Origin of the sequence: Kocuria palustris (assembly GCF_007666205.1) — a bacterium.
GTDB lineage: Bacteria > Actinomycetota > Actinomycetes > Actinomycetales > Micrococcaceae > Kocuria > Kocuria palustris_A.
In genome coordinates, this window is record NZ_VDOR01000001.1 from 248159 (window position 1) to 264336 (window position 16178).

Annotated in this window: 13 protein-coding genes; 7 read left to right on the forward strand and 6 right to left on the reverse strand. The window is 70.7% G+C overall.

The annotated features are described in order from the left end of the window. Positions 1–130: 130 nt before the first annotated feature. The 5 genes from FSY66_RS01140 to FSY66_RS01160 are packed head-to-tail and all read right to left on the reverse strand — an operon-like array spanning position 131 to position 6887. Complete coding sequence (locus FSY66_RS01140) at positions 131–1294, reverse strand: hypothetical protein (RefSeq protein WP_144790436.1); 1164 nt, start codon at positions 1292–1294, stop codon at positions 131–133. Next, on the reverse strand, positions 1291–2547 hold the full coding sequence (locus FSY66_RS01145; protein ID WP_260853298.1) for a glycosyltransferase 87 family protein: 1257 nt from the start codon (positions 2545–2547) through the stop codon (positions 1291–1293). Before FSY66_RS01145 ends, FSY66_RS01140 begins: the two co-directional genes overlap by 4 nt. Beyond that, positions 2540–4018, reverse strand: a complete 1479-nt coding sequence (locus tag FSY66_RS01150) for a glycosyltransferase family 87 protein (RefSeq protein WP_144790438.1) — start codon at positions 4016–4018, stop codon at positions 2540–2542. Before FSY66_RS01150 ends, FSY66_RS01145 begins: the two co-directional genes overlap by 8 nt. Before the next feature lie 20 nt (positions 4019–4038). Then, entirely contained in the window at positions 4039–5481 is a 1443-nt protein-coding gene (locus FSY66_RS01155; RefSeq protein ID WP_186304339.1) for a glycosyltransferase family 87 protein, read from the reverse strand. Next, complete coding sequence (locus FSY66_RS01160; RefSeq protein ID WP_222115491.1) at positions 5478–6887, reverse strand: CCA tRNA nucleotidyltransferase; 1410 nt, start codon at positions 6885–6887, stop codon at positions 5478–5480. The genes FSY66_RS01155 and FSY66_RS01160 overlap by 4 nt, the downstream gene beginning before the upstream one ends. A gap of 135 nt (positions 6888–7022) precedes the next feature. On the opposite strand from FSY66_RS01160, the gene FSY66_RS01165 reads away from it, so the two are divergent. The 6 genes from FSY66_RS01165 to FSY66_RS01190 all read left to right on the forward strand — a co-directional run bounded on the left by FSY66_RS01165 (position 7023) and on the right by FSY66_RS01190 (position 13819). After that, positions 7023–7523, forward strand: a complete 501-nt coding sequence (locus FSY66_RS01165; protein ID WP_144790444.1) for an NUDIX hydrolase — start codon at positions 7023–7025, stop codon at positions 7521–7523. Positions 7524–7610: 87 nt separating this feature from the next. Further along, positions 7611–9266: a murein biosynthesis integral membrane protein MurJ gene (murJ, locus tag FSY66_RS01170; RefSeq protein ID WP_144790446.1), complete on the forward strand. Its 1656-nt coding sequence runs from the start codon at positions 7611–7613 to the stop codon at positions 9264–9266. A gap of 95 nt (positions 9267–9361) precedes the next feature. Continuing rightward, positions 9362–10846 carry a hypothetical protein gene (locus tag FSY66_RS01175; RefSeq protein WP_144790448.1) on the forward strand — a complete coding sequence of 495 codons (1485 nt, stop codon included), beginning with the start codon at positions 9362–9364 and terminating at the stop codon, positions 10844–10846. 195 nt (positions 10847–11041) lie between these two features. Continuing rightward, the gene (trxB, locus tag FSY66_RS01180; RefSeq protein WP_144790450.1) at positions 11042–12067 is read left to right on the forward strand and encodes a thioredoxin-disulfide reductase; all 1026 of its coding nucleotides are present in this window, start codon (positions 11042–11044) and stop codon (positions 12065–12067) included. A gap of 46 nt (positions 12068–12113) precedes the next feature. After that, positions 12114–12443 carry a thioredoxin gene (gene trxA, locus FSY66_RS01185; protein ID WP_144790452.1) on the forward strand — a complete coding sequence of 110 codons (330 nt, stop codon included), beginning with the start codon at positions 12114–12116 and terminating at the stop codon, positions 12441–12443. Between the two features lie 161 nt (positions 12444–12604). Then, positions 12605–13819, forward strand: coding sequence for an N-acetylmuramoyl-L-alanine amidase (locus tag FSY66_RS01190; protein WP_144790454.1), 1215 nt, complete (start codon positions 12605–12607; stop codon positions 13817–13819). Between the two features lie 263 nt (positions 13820–14082). On the opposite strand, the gene FSY66_RS01195 is transcribed toward FSY66_RS01190, so the two are convergent. Then, positions 14083–15123: a ParB/RepB/Spo0J family partition protein gene (locus tag FSY66_RS01195; RefSeq protein WP_260853301.1), complete on the reverse strand. Its 1041-nt coding sequence runs from the start codon at positions 15121–15123 to the stop codon at positions 14083–14085. Positions 15124–15262: 139 nt separating this feature from the next. Between FSY66_RS01195 and FSY66_RS01200 the strand changes: the two genes are divergently transcribed. Next, positions 15263–15775 (forward strand): hypothetical protein, encoded by a 513-nt coding sequence (locus tag FSY66_RS01200; RefSeq protein WP_144790456.1) that lies wholly within the window; start codon positions 15263–15265, stop codon positions 15773–15775. The last annotated feature ends 403 nt before the right edge of the window (positions 15776–16178 follow it).

The following is a 16178-nucleotide window of genomic DNA, read 5'->3' on the forward strand; positions in this document are numbered from 1 at the left end:
GTCTCTCCGCAGCAGGAGGTTCAATGCGTGTCCGTCGCCGCCCGCCCCGACGGGGCTGCGGGCGCACAGACTGGCCGACTCTACACCATCGCAGGCCGCACGGTCGATGGCCCGGGCGGCATGCGCTGCCTCACTCCAGGGCGACGTCGATCTCCGCATCGCTGCCGTCCGATCGGACCTCCGCGCGCACCGGGAAGCGGACGATCTCCTCGACCTGCTGGTCGCCCTCGAGGTAGCTCAGCCGCGCCTCGGCGGTCCCGTGATCGCTCGCGACCCAGTCCAGCGGGGAGTCCGTGGAGTCGTCGGGGACCAGCAGGAGCGAGGGCCGCGAGACCAGCTCCCACTCGATCTCGCTGATGCTCGCCCCGGCCTCGGGCTCGTCGAGCCCGTCCTCGGGCGACTCGATCTCGGCCTCGTCCCCCGCCTCGGCGCGCGGGACCCCGCCCTCGGCCCAGCGTCGGGAGACGGGGCAGTCGTCGGGGCTGACAGAGGAGGCCCGCATGCAGCCCTCGATGCGCTGGGCGATGGCCTCGTCCGTCTTCGCCCACAGCCGGGGGGAGGGCTCGACACCCACGCTCACCCGCTGCGGCTCGGGGTCCTGGAGGCTGACCTCGGCGGGCTCGATCGGCCCGGACGGGATGTAGTCCCCGTCCTCGGGCAGGCCCACCGCGAAGCGCCCGGGCATGGCCTCCCAGACCCACTGCCCGCCGCCCCCCTCGGCCACCGCCCGGTCCTCGGGGTCCAGGGACATCTCCTCCCCGTTGAGGGTGATGTCCCGGATGCCCGGAGCCTCCACCGTCAGGGTCGTGGCATCGACGCGGTCCAGCTCCCACCGGTCGTTGAGCGGCCCGGTGCGGGACACCCGGTGCACGCTCCACGTGTGCTCCTCGCCCTGCTGGGCCCCCTCCGGCACCTCGCCCTCGGGCCAGCGCACGGAGGCGGTGACCCGCGCGGTGTCGCCGTCGCGCTGGACATCGACGATCTCCCATCCGTCGATCCGGCCGCCGGCCTGGCGATATGCCGAATTCGGCATGGCCGCGTTCCCCGTGCCGCCCGTCGGGTCGGCGGTCAGCGCGAGACCCTGGCGCGAGCGTCCGTCGGCGACAGCGTCCAGCCATCCCTCGACGGGGTCCTCGGGGTCCCGGTCCACGAAGACCCAGTTCAGGGCGGTCCCGGCGCCCGAGACGAGCACCACGACGACGAGCAGCCACAGCAGCAGGGATCGGCGCAGGCGGCGCGAGTGCTCGCCGCCTGCCGACCGGCCGAGGCCGGAGGTGCGGCCCGTCGTCGTCATGCGTTCCTCGCCGCCACGCCGATCTGCGTGGCGCGCCGACCCCGCTGCATGTCGACGGCCACGACCACGATGAACCAGAGCAGGAAGAGGTAGCGCGCCGCGGCGAGGATCTCCTGCGGGGCCCAGCCCCAGTCGCCGAACAGCGGCTGGGTCTCCCATGCTCCGGCCGGCGCGTTCATGGTGGCCCAGTAGCCGATCTCGACGGCCTGCCACAGGAAGAACTCGAGCCAGCTGCGCCGGGCGAGGATCACGAGCGGGACCAGCCACACGGACTGCAGCAGCGACCAGTCGCGGGCGAAGAGCAGGAAGACCGCCAGGAGCATGAGCAGCACCTGCACGATGCTGGGCTCCTTGCCCGCCAGGACCGTCACCAGCAGCACCGCGACCACGCCGAGCAGGATCGCGATCATGGAGACCTGATCCAGATTGGCGGGATCGATCGACAGGCCGGTGCGCGGAGCTCCCAGAGCGCTCCACACGGTCCACCCCGAATCGCCCTGGACGGGGGCATCCACGGTCTGGGTGATGCGGTCGCGCCAGCGGTCGAACTCCGAGACCATGAACGGCCCGTTGACCATGGCGAAGACGATCAGGGACACGACGAGCGCGCTCAGGAAGTCGCCGATGTAGCGATAGCGCGCCGCCAGGAACAGGATCGCCGCGAGCACGAGCAGCGGCAGGAAGTTCACGGTGGCGCCGAGCCCGATCCACACGCCCGCGACGCCCGGGGCGCCCCGGATGTACGAGCTCACCGCCAGCATCATGAACATCACGGCCCACAGGTCCCAGGACGTGAACCCCACGAGCAGGACGGTGGGCGCGAAGGCCAGCACCGCGGGGTTCGAGGGCTGCCGGCCGGACAGCGAGGCGACCGTCGTGATCGTCACGACCCACACGAGCGCCGTGAGGAAGACCGTGAGGTCCAGGACCGTGTCCGGAGTGATCTCGAAGCCGAAGGCCTCGGCCAGCCCGGCGGTCATCCAGCCGAGGACCGAGGTGAACATCCCGACGACGATCGGCTGATCGCCCGTGGGCCCGCCCGTGAAGAATCCGGAGAGCATCCCGCTCGGCGTGACCGACAGATCGCCGGGCTGCAGCTCTGCGACGCACAGGCCCGGGAGGCGCTGGTCGATGCTCCACTCCGGCACGCGGCACGGCACGCGCAGCAGGAAGGACAGCAGCACGGCGAGGATGCCGAGCACGAAGAGCACGAGCCCGTTGGTCCCGCGCCTGCCGGGGCGTCCGTCAGCCATGGCGTCCTGCCCCTCCCGCGTCGTCGTCCCGCGCCTCCGTGTCTGGGTCCCCGGTGCGGCTCGGCGGCCACGCGGGAGCGGATCGGGCACTGCGATCCGCGCTCAGGATAGCCGGGGCGCCGGATCGCTCCGCGCGCTCCGACCCGGGCGCGGTGCCGCAGCGGGGTGCGTGACGCCCGGTGTCGCCCGGGCCTCCGGCATCCTCGGAGCCGGGGGCCGCGACGGGCTGCTGCATCTGCAGGACGACGGCGCCGCACAGGTAGAGCAGAGCGGCCGTGTGCAGGCCGACGGCCAGGACGTAGAGCCCGGTCGCAGAGGCCACCCAGGGGGTGTCCCAGGAGCTGGCGTGCAGCCACAGGGAGATCGAGACCCAGTGCAGGGCCTCGACGAGCTGCCACCCCAGGAAGCCACGCAGCCGCGGCCGGGCCAGCAGGACCAGGGGGATCAGCCACAGCACGAACTGCGGCGAGTACACCTTGTTGGTCAGCACGAACGCCGCGACGATCAGCAGGGCGAGCTCCTCGAGCCGAGGCTCGCGCCGGGCGGCGAGCCCGATGGCCAGGATCATGACGCACAGGACGGTGAACAGACCGTAGGCCAGCAGGTTCACCGCACCGCCGGAGAGCGGGGGCAGCCCCGCCAGCGGCCCGAGCGCGGTGTTCCACACGTGGTAGATGGACGAGAAGCCCGCACCCCGCTGGCCGGAGAAGCCCCAGAAGTATCCCCACTGGAGCGGATCGGCCAGCGCGAAGGGCAGGTCGAGCACGATCCACACGACCGCCGCGGCGGCGGTCGCCCGGATCGCGGGCGCGGCGTCGCGCCGGCGGATCGCCAGGACGATCACCGCCCCGAGCACGATGAACGGCCACAGCTTCAGCGCCGTGCCGAGCCCGAGCAGCGCTCCGCCCAGCACCCAGTGCCGCCCGCGGAACGCCCACAGCGCGGCCACGACCGTCAGCACGGGCCACAGATCCCAGTTGATGACCCCCGTGGCGATGAGCCCCGGCGCGACCGCCATGACGGCGGCGGCAGGCCGGGAGGCCATGCGCGCGACCAGCAGGACCGTCACTGCCCAGACGCCCGCGAGCAGGAGGACATTCACGTCGAAGTACATGCTCTGCGCGACATGCACCGAGGTCGCACCGGTGATCAGATGGGTGAGAAGGCCCGTGGCCGTGGCGATCAGGGTCTGCAGCACCGGGTACTCGAGCAGCGCCTCGGGGGACAGGTACGGGAAGTGCCCGTAGGCCATCCCCGTGGTCCGGTAGAGCGTCGGCGGATCGGAGAAGCACATCCCCATGGCCGGCAGCTCCCCGTTCCAGCCCAGCTGCCGGCAGGGCAGGCGCAGCAGCCAGGAGGCCAGCATCCCGAGCAGCGCCAGCCCCACGAGCGCTGCATCCGACGGCCGGGCGTCCGGCTTCTCGCGCACTGCGGCCGAGCGCTGCCGCCCCGCGGCCCTCGCTCCGCTCATGCCGGCCATGGCCGCTGTGCTCACGCCGGCCGTCGCGGCGTGCGGTTCTGACGCCCCTCGCGGCCCACCGCGGGCGCGGCGGAGGCGCCCGGCTCCACGGCCGTCAGGACCGCGGCTGTCGGGACTGCGGCGTCCGGGATCGCGGGGTCCGGGTCTGCGGCGCCCGGCGCCGTGGCCCCCGCGACCGCGGGATCCGGGTCGTAGAGGGGCTCCCCGCGCACCAGGCGCACGACCACGCGGGCACACAGCCACAGCACCGCGACCATGTGCAGCACGACGGCCAGCGCGTACATGCCGCTCAGGGCATCCTCGTTCGGCTGCCCGGTGATCAGGGCGTGCAGCCAGGTGAAGACCGCGATCCAGTGGAAGACCTCGACGGCCTGCCATGCGACGTACTCCCGCAACCGGGGCGCGGCCAGGATCACGAGCGGAACCAGCCACAGCACGAACTGCGGCGAGTACACCTTGTTGGTCAGCACGAACGCCGCCACGATCAGCAGCGAGAGCTCTGCAGGCGTCGGCTCGCGGCGCGCCAGGAGCCCTAGCACCAGGACGCCGACGCAGCACAGGGCGAAGACCCCGTAGGCGATCACGTTGAGCGCATCGGCGGACAGCGGCTGCGCGCCGAGCTCCGGGGCCCAGACGACGTTCCACACGTGGTAGATCGACGAGAAGCCGGCCCCCCGCTCGCCCGAGAATGTCCAGAAGTGGCTCCACTGCTCCCGGTCGGCCAGCGCGAACGGCACGTTCACGACGAGCCACGCGACGACCGCTCCCGCGAAGGCCGCGAGCGCCGGACGGGCCCGGCGCCACCGGATCGAGAGCACGATCACCGCGCCGAGCATGACGAACGGCCAGAGCTTCAGGGCCGCGCCGATCCCCAGGGCGGCCCCGCCCGCGGCCCACCGTCCGCGCTGGAAGAGCAGCAGCCCCGCCACAGCGGCCAGCACGGGCCACAGATCCCAGTTGATGAGCCCGGTCGCGGCCACCGCCGGGGAGAGGGCCAGGGCCAGGGTGTGCAGCCGCGGGGCGCCCATGGCGGCGACCGCCAGGACCACGGCCAGCCACACGAGCAGCAGCAGCACGGCATTGAGGTCGAAGTAGATGTTCTGGACCGTCGGAGTGGCCAGGCCCTCGCCGAGCCCGTAGGCCGCACGGCCCGTGACCGTCGCGATCAGGCTCTGCAGCAGCGGGTACTCGAGCAGCGCGGCCGGATCCTGCGACAGGTACGCGAAATGCCCGTCCGACATCCCCCGGGTCGTGTAGAGATAGCCGATGTCCGAGTAGCACACGAGCTGCTGCGTGTGCGGGCCGTTCCAGCCGAGCCGGTGGCACGAGAAGCGCAGCAGCCAGGACACGAGCATGGTCCAGGCGCCCAGTCCGATGAGCAGCCACAGCCACTGCCCCCGCCGCATGCCCGCGGGGATCCGCAGGCCCGTCCGCTCGACCGCCGGTGTGCTCACGTGGCCTCCCACCATTCGAGGAGACGGCGCCGCGCCTCGTCCTGACCCAGCGCCCCCTCGTCGAGGCGCAGCTCGAGCAGATGCTTGTAGGCCCTGCCGACCTGCGGTCCCGGCGGGATCCCGAGGATCTCCATGATCTGCTGCCCGTCGAGATCCGGGCGCATGGCGTCCAGCTCCTCCTGCTCCGCCAGGTCCCCGATGCGCCGCTCGAGCTCGTCGTAGGAGCGGGCCAGCCGGGCGGCCTTGCGGCGATTGCGGGTCGTGACGTCCGCTCGGGTCAGACGGTGCAGGCGCTCGAGCTGATCGCCGGCGTCGCGCACGTAGCGGCGCACGGCCGAATCCGTCCACTCGGCATCGCCGTAGCCGTAGAAGCGCATGTGCAGCTCGACCAGGCGGGCGACGACCGCGATCGTCTCGTTGTCGAAGCGCAGCGCCTTCATGCGCTTCTTCACGATCTTGGCGCCCACGGTCTCGTGGTGCCGGAAGGTCACGGCGCCGTCGGGCCCGAAGCGACGGGTGGCCGGCTTGCCGACGTCGTGCATCAGGGCCGCGAAGCGCAGCGCGAAGTCCGGGGAGGGCACGGGCCCCTCGTCGTCGCTCTCCAGGTCCGCCGCCTGCTGCATGACGGTCAGCGAGTGCTGGTAGACGTCCTTGTGGTGATGGGCCTCGTCGGTCTCCAGCTTCAGGGCGGGCACCTCGGGCAGCACGACGTCGGCCAGCCCGGTGTCCACCATGATCTCGATGCCCCGGCGGGGAGCGCGGCCGCGCACGAGCTTGATCAGCTCCTCGCGCACGCGCTCGGCGGAGACGATCTCGAGGCGCTGGGCCATCTCCGTCATGGCGGCCAGCACCTCCGGGGCGACCCGCAGGTCGAGCTGCGAGGCGAAGCGGGCCGCACGCATCATGCGCAGCGGGTCGTCGTCGAAGGACGACTGCGGGGAGCCCGGCGTGCGCAGGACGCCCGCCGCCAGATCCCGCACGCCCCCGTGCGGATCCACGAGCTCCAGCGACGGCAGCCGCAGGGCCATAGCATTGATCGTGAAGTCGCGGCGGACCAGGTCGTCCTCCAGGCTGTCGCCGAAGGCCACGACCGGCTTGCGCGAGGACGGATCGTAGGCCTCGGCCCGGTACGTCGTGATCTCGAGCTGCTGATCCCCGCGGCGCAGGCCGATCGTCCCGAAGTCGCGGCCGATCTCCCACGTGGCATCGGCCCACCCCTTCACGGCCGCCAGCGTCTGATCGGGGGTCGCATCCGTGGTGAAGTCCAGGTCCGCGGCCAGCCGGCCCAGGAAGAGGTCGCGCACGGGGCCGCCCACGAGCGAGAGGTCGTGGCCGGCCTCGGCGAAGCGCCGTCCGGCGTCCAGGACGACGGACGGGACGGCGGAGGTGTCGAGCTGCTGGGTCATCGCGCCCATCATTCCAGACCGCAGGACCGGACTCGCGGGCCTCGCCGAGCACCGCGCGGGATGCCTCGGCCGCCCGGCCCGGGGGCTCTCCCGGTCACCCGCCGGTTCCCAGGAGAAGCCGTTACTGTTGACGGCATGGCTTTCCCCGTACCCAGCGCACCCAAGAGGCGGCCCTCCGGGCCCGTCGCTGCGCTGCCCACGGTGGAAGAGATCTCAGCCGGCGGCATCGTCGTCGACTTCGATGCACCGGACCTCCCTGTGGCGATCATCGCCCGCATCAACCGCGGCGGGCGCCTCGAGTGGTGCCTCCCCAAGGGCCACCCGGAGAACGAGGAGTCGGACGGCGTCGCGGCCGTCCGCGAGATCGAGGAGGAGACCGGCATCGCCGGGAGGGTGATCTCTCCGCTGGGCAGCATCGACTACTGGTTCTCCGTCTCCGGGCATCGCGTGCACAAGACCGTCCACCACTTCCTCCTGGAGGCCGTGGGCGGAGACCTGACCACCGAGAACGATCCCGATCACGAGGCCGTCGACGTCGCCTGGGTCAAGATCGACGACCTCGGCCGTCGCCTGTCGTTCCCCAACGAGCGGCGCATCGCGGACATCGCCCGCGAATTCATCATCCACCAGCTCTGAACCGCACCGGCCGGGGCCGTCCGCCGGGACGGCCCCGGCCCCTGCCTGCGGGCCGCTCCGGCGCCCGAGATCCTCGAAGGAGACCACGTGGCACGATCCGGTGCGATGTCCAGCGCCATCATGGCCTCGGGAACGCTGGTCTCTCGCGTCCTCGGCTTCGTGAAGACGATCCTGATCACGGTCGCGATCGGCTCGCTGACCTCGGTCGCGGACATCTTCCAGATCGCCAACAACCTGCCCAACTACATCTACGTGCTCGTGGCGGGCGGCGTGTTCAACGCGGTGCTGGTCCCGCAGGTCATCAAGGCCTCCCGTGCCTCCGCGGACGACGGCGCCGACTACATCTCCCGGCTGCTGACCCTGGCCGTGATCGGGCTTGCCGGCGTCACGCTGGTCGTGGTCGCCTGCACGGTGCCCATCATCCGCGTCATGACGCAGGACTGGTCGGATCAGCAGCTCGCCCTGGGCGTCACGTTCGCGCTGTTCACGTTCCCGCAGATCTTCTTCTACGGCCTCTACACCGTCGTGGGACAGGTGCTCAACGCCAAGGGCGCGTTCGGCTGGTACATGTGGGCGCCCGTCGTGAACAACCTCGTGGCCATCGCGGGCCTGCTCGTGTTCATCCAGCAGTTCGGCAGCTTCGCCGAGTCGGAGCACTCGCTCGAGTCGTGGACCAGCACGCAGACCCTGCTGCTGGCCGGGGTCTCGACGCTGGGCGTGGCGCTGCAGGCCCTCGTGCTCTTCTGGCCCCTCAAGCGCCTCGGGCTGGGCCTGCGCCCCAAGTTCGGCTGGCGCGGCATCGGCCTGTCGCAGGCGGCCAAGCTCTCCATGTGGACCCTCGCCACGGGCGTCGTCGCCAACCTCGCCTTCCTGGCGCTGACCCGCACGGCCTCGATCCCCACCGGGTATCGCGACGAGTACCTGGCCATGGACCCGCCGCAGCACATCGCCGGCAGCGCGTCCCTGGACCAGGCGTCCATGCTCTACTCGCTGCCCCACGGCGTCATCGGGCTGTCCATCGCCACGGTGCTGTTCAACTCCATGGCAGCGGCCTCCGCCGAGGGCGACGACGAGACCCTCAAGCTCTCCCTGTCCAAGGCCCTGCGCTACTCGGGCATCGCCACGGTCTTCTGCACCATGGCGATGATCGTGTTCGCCGGCCCCCTGGGCATGCTGTTCTCGGGCGGCGTCGCCGAGTCGGGCGCGGTGATCGGCCAGGTCTTCGCGGTCATCGCGATCGGCGCCCCGTTCATGACCACCGCCTTCATGCTCGGACGCCTCTTCTACTCCCGCGAGGACGCCCGCACGCCCTTCTTCGTCCAGCTGGTCGTCTCCGTCCTGACGGTCCTCGCGGCCGTCGTGATCAGCCGGACCATGCCCCCGCACCTCGTCGTGTTCGCGGTCGCGGCCTGCTACGCCGGGCAGAACATCGTCTCCACGCTGATCTACCACGTGATCGCCGTGCGCACGGTCGGCGACTACCGCATCTCCGAGATCCTCGACACCCACGTGCGGGCCATCGCGGCGGCGATGGTCACGGCCGTGATCGCGACCGTGCTCCTCTACTTCCTGGGCGGCTGGGATCCCGAGGGCTGGCCGTGGACCTCTCAGCTCACGGCCATCGGGACCCTGGCCGTGGGCGGCGTCGTCAGCGCGATCGTCTACCTGCTCATGCTGCGGGTCGTCAGGCTCAAGGAGCTGCCCGAGCTGATGGGCCCGGTCATGGCGCGGCTGCGCCGCTAGAACCCGCATCGCTTCGCATCCGCCCGCGAGTACACTGCGACAGACCCGCCGACCACCCCGTACCCCCGCGCACTCACAGATCCACAGGAGGCCCCGTGGCCCAGCCGATCAGCCTCGGAACCGTCCTCGGCGGCCGCTACGTCGTCCTCGACGAGGTGCAGACCACCGCCGAGGGAGATCATGTCCTCGGCGGCAAGGACCAGATCCTGGGCCGTGAGGTGACGATCCTGGTGCCGTCGGAGGCGCACACCTCCCGCGTGGTCGAGAACGCGCGCACCATGGCCATCGGAGCCGTCGACGCCGACCTCCACATCCTGGACCTCGGGCAGTCCGGCGCCACCCCCTACCTGGTGACGTCCTTCGCCGCGCCCGCGGTGCTGCTCGGAGAGCTGCTGGCCGATCCCGGCACGATCGACGACGACACCCTCTCCGACGACCTGTTCGGACGCCCCCGCTCCTCCGGGGGCTCGAGCCAGTACGTGGTCGACGACGGCGAGCCGACCGCTCCCCAGTACGAGGACACCGCCGAGGAGGACTACGGCCGCTGGGGGGAGGACGACATCAGCTCCGCCCCCGCCGCGCCCAAGGTCGAGCGGCGACTGGGCCGGCCCCGCCGGGCCCCGGAGGAGTCCACGCGTGCCACGCTGTTCGACCGCGCCGCCGCCGGCCACGGAGCAGGGCCGCAGCAGCGTCCCCAGTCCTCGGACCGGGTGATCGATCCCAGCTACGACGGCGACAACCGCTACGACTCCTATGAGTCCTATGAGCACGACCGCCGGAAGGCGCCGACCGGCGGCCCGCGGCCCCAGGGCGGCGACGGCCGGACCCGCCATCAGCGCAGGTCCCTCGGCTCGTCCCGGGCGGCAGGAGCAGCCGGCGCGGCGGGAGCCGGCGCCGCTGCCGGCGGCGGCTCCTCCCCGGCCCGGGGCGGCTCGTCCGGAGCGCGGACGTCCTCGGGCGCGGGCTCCAAGTCGCGCCTGGGTCTGCTGCTGCTCCTGCTGACGCTCGTGCTCCTGCTGGGCGCAGGCATCATCTTCGGCGGACTGGGGCGGATCTTCGACTCCGGACGCGTCTTCGGCCCGACCCAGGACCCCACGACCGCCTCTCCCACCCAGCAGCCGGTGGCCGCGCCCGCCAACGTGACGCGCCTCGTGCCGGATCAGCCCACGCTGATGGCGGATCAGGACGGCACGCTGACCCAGACGATCGACGGGGATCCCGCGACCAGCTGGGTCAGCTACGGCTTCTCCGGCCCGGACTACGGTCAGCTCGTCTCCTCGACCGCCCTGGCCGTGCGCTTCGAGGAGCCCACGCCCATGAACGAGCTGACGATCGTGCAGGACAGCGGCAGCGGCGGCGCCTTCACCGTCCATGCCGCGGACAGCCCGTCGCTCGACGGCGCCGTCGAGGTCGGCCAGGGCACCTTCGACGGTCCCGAGACCACGGTCGAGCTCTCCGAGGAGGCCTCCGCCGACGACCACGAGTACCTCATCGTGCAGTGGACGGAGCTGCCGAGCCTCGAGCAGCCCATCGCCGGATACGACTACGGCCTGCGCATCGCCGAGCTCGAGGTCTCCTGAGCCGCCGCGCCGACTAGACGTCCGGCCCGAGGGGCGTCAAGTCTGGTTCCATCGGTTGCCGGAATAGCCTGTGCTGTCGCCCCGTTGTGACAGTCGAACGGCGGGGCCGCCGCGCCGGCGCCGATCCCGCCCCACAGCCCGCTCGGCTGCCACCGGGCGGCCCGCACCGGAACCGATGGAAGAAGGACTGCGAACGTGAGCCCAGACTTCAGCCCCGCGATCGATCTCGATCTCTCCAGGACCACGGCGGAGACCTCGGCGGCCGATCCCGTGCCGGCGGATGCGGACGATGCTCTGCACGAGCTCGTCATCGTGGGCTCGGGGCCTGCCGGGTACACGGCAGCCATCTACGCGGCCCGCGCGAACCTCCGCCCGATCGTGCTGGCCGGGTCGGTGACCGCCGGCGGCGAGCTCATGAACACGACCGACGTCGAGAACTTCCCGGGCTTCCAGGACGGCATCATGGGGCCCGAGCTCATGGGCACCATGCAGGCCCAGGCCGAGCGCTTCGGCGCCGACGTCCGCTTCGAGGACGCGCTGTCGCTCCAGCTCGAGGGCGACGTCAAGGAGATCACGGTCGAGGGCGGCGAGGTCCTGCGCGCCAAGGCCGTCATCCTGGCCACGGGCTCCGCCTACCGCGAGCTGGGCCTGGAGGACGAGAAGCGCCTGTCCGGCCACGGCGTCTCCTGGTGCGCCACGTGCGACGGCTTCTTCTTCCGCGAGCAGAGCATCGCAGTCGTCGGCGGCGGGGACTCCGCGATCGAGGAGGCCACCTTCCTCACCAAGTTCGCCTCCAAGGTCACGATCATCCACCGCCGCGACGAGTTCCGCGCCTCCGAGATCATGCAGCAGCGCGCCTTCGAGGATCCCAAGATCGAGATCCTGTGGAACAAGGAGGTCATCGGGATCTCCGGCGAGTCCAAGGTCGAGCAGCTGACCCTGCGGGACACCGTCACCGGCGAGCCCTCGTCGCTGCCCGCGACGGGCCTGTTCGTGGCGATCGGGGCCGATCCCCGCACGGACCTGTTCAAGGACCAGATCGAGCTCGACGCCGACGGCACCGCACGGGTCGAGGGCCGATCGTCCCGGACCTCCCTGCCGGGCGTCTTCGCCGCCGGCGATGTCCTGGACCCCACGTACAAGCAGGCCATCACGGCCGCCGGCTCGGGCTGCGTCGCGGCCATCGACGCCGGGCACTACCTGGACGCCCGCGCCGGCTGAGCGCCCGCCGCACAGAACCCCACCCACCCACCGAGAGGAGCTGTCCATGAGCAGCGCAGCAGATGTCACCGAGTCCACCTTCGAGGCGGAGGTCCTGAACTCCGACAAGCCCGTCATCGTCGACTTCTGGGCCGAGTGGTGCGGGCCGTGCCGCATGGTCGGCCCGGTCCTGGACTCGATCGCCGAGGAGCACGACACCGTCAAGGTCGTGAAGGTCAACGTCGACGACAACCAGGCCATCGCCGCGAAGTACGGCATCACGTCCATTCCGGCCGTGTACGTCTTCAAGGACGGCGAGGTCGCCAAGCAGTCCATCGGCGCCAAGCCCAAGTCGGCGCTCGAGAAGGAGTTCGCCGAGTTCCTCGGCGCGAACTGATCCGCTCCCGCCGCTGCCGTCGGCCCCCGGGCCTCCTGTCCCGTCAGGACGTCCGGGGGCCCTTGCGGTCCGCGCCGGCCGCCGCTCGAGGTGCGCGCGGCCACCGATGCGCTCTAGGATTCACAGCACTTCCGCCGTACCGACGACACCGTAAGGCCGACATGACCGACTCCACTCCCGCCCCCCTCGGCCGGGACGACAGCGACCGACGAGTGCGCGGTCTGCGCGAGCGCCTGATGCGCGCCGGTCAGCTGCCCGAGGGAGCCGATCTGTCCCGCCCGGAGGCCTCCGACTTCGACGCGACGCTCGAGCATGCGGTCAAGAGCTTCCAGCAGTCCCGCGGCCTGATCGCCGACGGCATCGTGGGTCCGGAGACCGAGCGCCGTCTCAGCGAGGCGCAGTACACGCTCGGGGACCGCCCCCTCCAGTGGGACCGCGGCGAGCCCATGCGCGGCGACGACGTCGAGCAGCTCCAGCAGAACCTCTCCCTCCTGGGGCTCTACTACGGCCATCTCAATGGCTCGTTCGAGGAGCGGACCCATCTGGCAGTCCTGGAGCTGCAGCAGAACCTGGGGCTCGAGCGGACGGGCCGAGTGGATCACCGCACCATCGAGGCACTGGCCCGCATCAACAAGAACATCACCGACTCCAAGGCGTTCTCCCTCCGGGACTTCCACAATCTGGAGTCGGCCAACGGCGCCGTGCGCTCACGCAGCATCGTGCTGGTGCCCAAGACCATGCTCGAGGAGCATCCCCGCCCAGCTGAGGCCCCCCAGGATGCCGTGCAGCAGGCGCACGAGTGCTCCCTCGACGTCGCCGCCCGCGCCCACGAGCTCCTGAGCGACATCGGCGCGCACCCCACCGTCGTCGCGGACCGGCCCCTGAGCGCTGCGGACGGCACCAGGATCGAGACGCCCAGGAGCCTCTCCGAGGCCCTCGAGGGCCTCGACCGCCCCGTGGTCATCGTGATCGGCTGCGAGTGGAACGCCTCCCAGCGCGCCAACGGCGTCGCCGCGTTCTACTGGGGCGATTCGGGCGACAAGCAGGAGACGCTGTCGCCGATCGGACGGCGAGGTGCCTCGCTCATCGTCCGCGAGATGGTCGCGCGCACAGGTGCGCTGGACCTCGGCTGCCATGGACGGGAGTGGACCATCCTGCGCGGCACGCCTGCCGCCACGATCGCCCTGGACATCGGGTACCTGTCGAACGCCGGGGAGGCCGCGGATCTGGCCCGAGGGGAGTACCGAGCGCACATCGCCCAGGCGATCGCGGTCGGGCTGCAGCGCATGTTCGCACGGGCGCCGCAGGACCACCCCACGGGGACGCTGAGCACGGACGAGATCGCCCGGGAGCTGCAGCGGAACGCTCGGGGCTGAGACGGCCCAGACCGACAAGGAGCCGCATGTGATATGCATCACATGCGGCTCCTTGTCGCTCTCCCGGATTTCCAGGAAAGCGCCCGCACCTGCTGCTCAGGCAGCAGGCGGCGTACGTCGCACGACGGTGTCTCACCGGCCTGACGGTCCAGGGACCCGCATCGGACGCCGCGCCTCTCTCTCGATGGATGTTCCACGTGAAACGACCCGAGGCCTCCACTGGACTCGGGTCGTTTCACGTGATGCTGATCAGCCAGCCCCGGTCATGACGACGCGCCCTCGCTACCCGACTGCGGATCCAGGACCGAGATGATCCGATTGAGATCCTCCACGGACGCGAACTCGATGGTCATCCGCCCCTTCCGCGCACCCAGATTGATCTTGACGCTCGTGTCGAGCTTGTCGGAGAAGGCGTCGGCGATGTAGTCGAGGCGCTCCCGGTGTCGCTCCTGAGCCCTGGACGGGGTCCTGCGAGCCGGGCCTGTGCGCTTGGCCAGGGATGCGGTTTCCTCCGCGGCCCGCACTGACAGGCCCTCCGCCACGATCCGCTGGGCGAGCCGCTCCATCTCCGCCGGATCCTCGAGGGAGAGCAGGGCACGTGCGTGACCGGCCGAGAGCAAGCCGGCCGCCACTCGGCGCTGTACGAGCGGTGGGAGACGCATCAGGCGCAGGGTGTTGCTGATCTGGGGCCGCGATCGGCCGATCCGCTGCGACAGCTCCTCCTGTGTCGCCCCGAACTCCTCCATGAGCTGCTGGTAGGCTGCGGCCTCTTCCAGCGGATTCAGCTGACTGCGGTGCAGGTTCTCCAGGAGCGCATCCCGCAGCAGATCGTCATCGGAGGTCTCGCGGACGATGGCGGGAACGGTGTCCAGCCCCGCTCGCTGCGTGGCACGCCAGCGCCGCTCACCCATGACGAGCTCGTAGGTGGGCCCACCCGTTTCACGTGACGGGCGGACCACGATCGGCTGGAGAACCCCGAGCTCGCCGATGGAGTAGGCGAGCTCCGCGAGCTCGTCCTCGTCGAAGACCTGGCGCGGCTGCTTCCGGTTCGGATGGATGTCGTCGACAGAGATCTCGGTGAACGTCGCCCCTGGAACAGCTGCCAGACCCGAGGACTCCGTCTCCGGCGTGTCCGCGCCCCCAGAAGCGCTGGACGACTCCGGCGTCACATCAGTCCCGGAGCCACCCGACGTTTCACGTGAAGCAATCCGAGATGCCGGCGGCTCGTCGGGTGCCTTCAGCTCCCCGGCTTCATCCGGGGAGTCCGCCGACTCGGGTGTTGCCGGCGTGGGCGTGAAGAACATGTCCGAGGGGCGAGCGGAGCCCCCACGTTGACGAAGAGCCTCGCCCATATCCAGTCGAGACCGCATAGCGCTCTGCCGTGCCTCAGGACTCACCACCCGTCGCTTTGCGCCTGTTCCACGTGAAACATCCGCGGCTGCAATGCTCGTCGACGCGTCTTCGGCTGCGGGGGACTCTCCGGGCGAGCGCCGCCGCGCTGACAAGGTGGCGTCGCTTTCGGCCACCGAGGTGGATCCTGCATCAGCAGCCCGATCAGCATCGGTCGGCTCTGCGGCCGCTGCCCTCTTCCCGGTCGACGAGGATGCCTTCGAACCGGGGCTCTTCTCGATGGACTTCGACGTGCCACGCCCTCTGCCCGCCTTCTTCGCCGAAGAATCCGAGGTCTTCGATGAGCTGCTGGTGGGCTGGTCCTTCTTCTTTCGAGTCGAACTCCTCGTCACGTCAGATCCGGCATCGGTGGGTGCCGTGCTCTCCACGCCCTCCTCCGCCGTGCTCGAAGCCGGGACTGATTCCTCCTGCGCCGGGGCACTGGGAATCAGGGCTCCGAGCCCCCTGCCGAGGCCCCTCTTGCGCTCCGCCATGGACGACACTCCTCTTCTCGACGACCCGGACAGTCTACGGAGTCGACCCTCTACATTCCGGTGTTCCACGTGAAACACGCGGTGATGCCCGTGAGTCACGGCCCCCGTGGTCGATTCCGGGGGGCCAGCTGACATCTGCCGACGCACTATGCGGGAAGTCAGCAGCGCTCCACAGGGTCGACCGGCTGTGCTGGAACCCGCGGGCGGCCCTCCGGAGTCTGCCTTCCCAATCGGGTTGTTTCACGTGAAACGACGCAGGTATCCCGCGAGACCGAACCCGATCCTGGAACAGGACCCGCGAAACCGGTGCACCTATTCGAGAGATCAGGGCCGTCGGAAACCCGTGAACCAGGCCCATCGATGTTTCCCATGGATCATCTGGAGCGTGGGACGACGCCTGCGACACCGCATCGGTCCTCCGTCGCCCGCGCCTGCTGCCTGCACCGTCGTTCCTCTGCGACCCCTGAACCCGGCCT

Excerpts from the sequence above, each read along its gene's own strand:
- FSY66_RS01195 (WP_260853301.1), bottom strand. The coding sequence starts at position 15,123 with ATGTTCTTCACGCCCACGCCGGCAACACCCGAGTCGGCGGACTCCCCG.
- FSY66_RS01160 (WP_222115491.1), bottom strand. The coding sequence starts at position 6,887 with ATGACCCAGCAGCTCGACACCTCCGCCGTCCCGTCCGTCGTCCTGGAC.
- FSY66_RS01200 (WP_144790456.1), top strand. The coding sequence starts at position 15,263 with ATGCTCGTCGACGCGTCTTCGGCTGCGGGGGACTCTCCGGGCGAGCGC.
- FSY66_RS01190 (WP_144790454.1), top strand. The coding sequence starts at position 12,605 with ATGACCGACTCCACTCCCGCCCCCCTCGGCCGGGACGACAGCGACCGA.
- FSY66_RS01140 (WP_144790436.1), bottom strand. The coding sequence starts at position 1,294 with ATGACGACGACGGGCCGCACCTCCGGCCTCGGCCGGTCGGCAGGCGGC.
- FSY66_RS01145 (WP_260853298.1), bottom strand. The coding sequence starts at position 2,547 with ATGGCTGACGGACGCCCCGGCAGGCGCGGGACCAACGGGCTCGTGCTC.
- FSY66_RS01150 (WP_144790438.1), bottom strand. The coding sequence starts at position 4,018 with ATGAGCGGAGCGAGGGCCGCGGGGCGGCAGCGCTCGGCCGCAGTGCGC.
- trxA (WP_144790452.1), top strand. The coding sequence starts at position 12,114 with ATGAGCAGCGCAGCAGATGTCACCGAGTCCACCTTCGAGGCGGAGGTC.
- FSY66_RS01165 (WP_144790444.1), top strand. The coding sequence starts at position 7,023 with ATGGCTTTCCCCGTACCCAGCGCACCCAAGAGGCGGCCCTCCGGGCCC.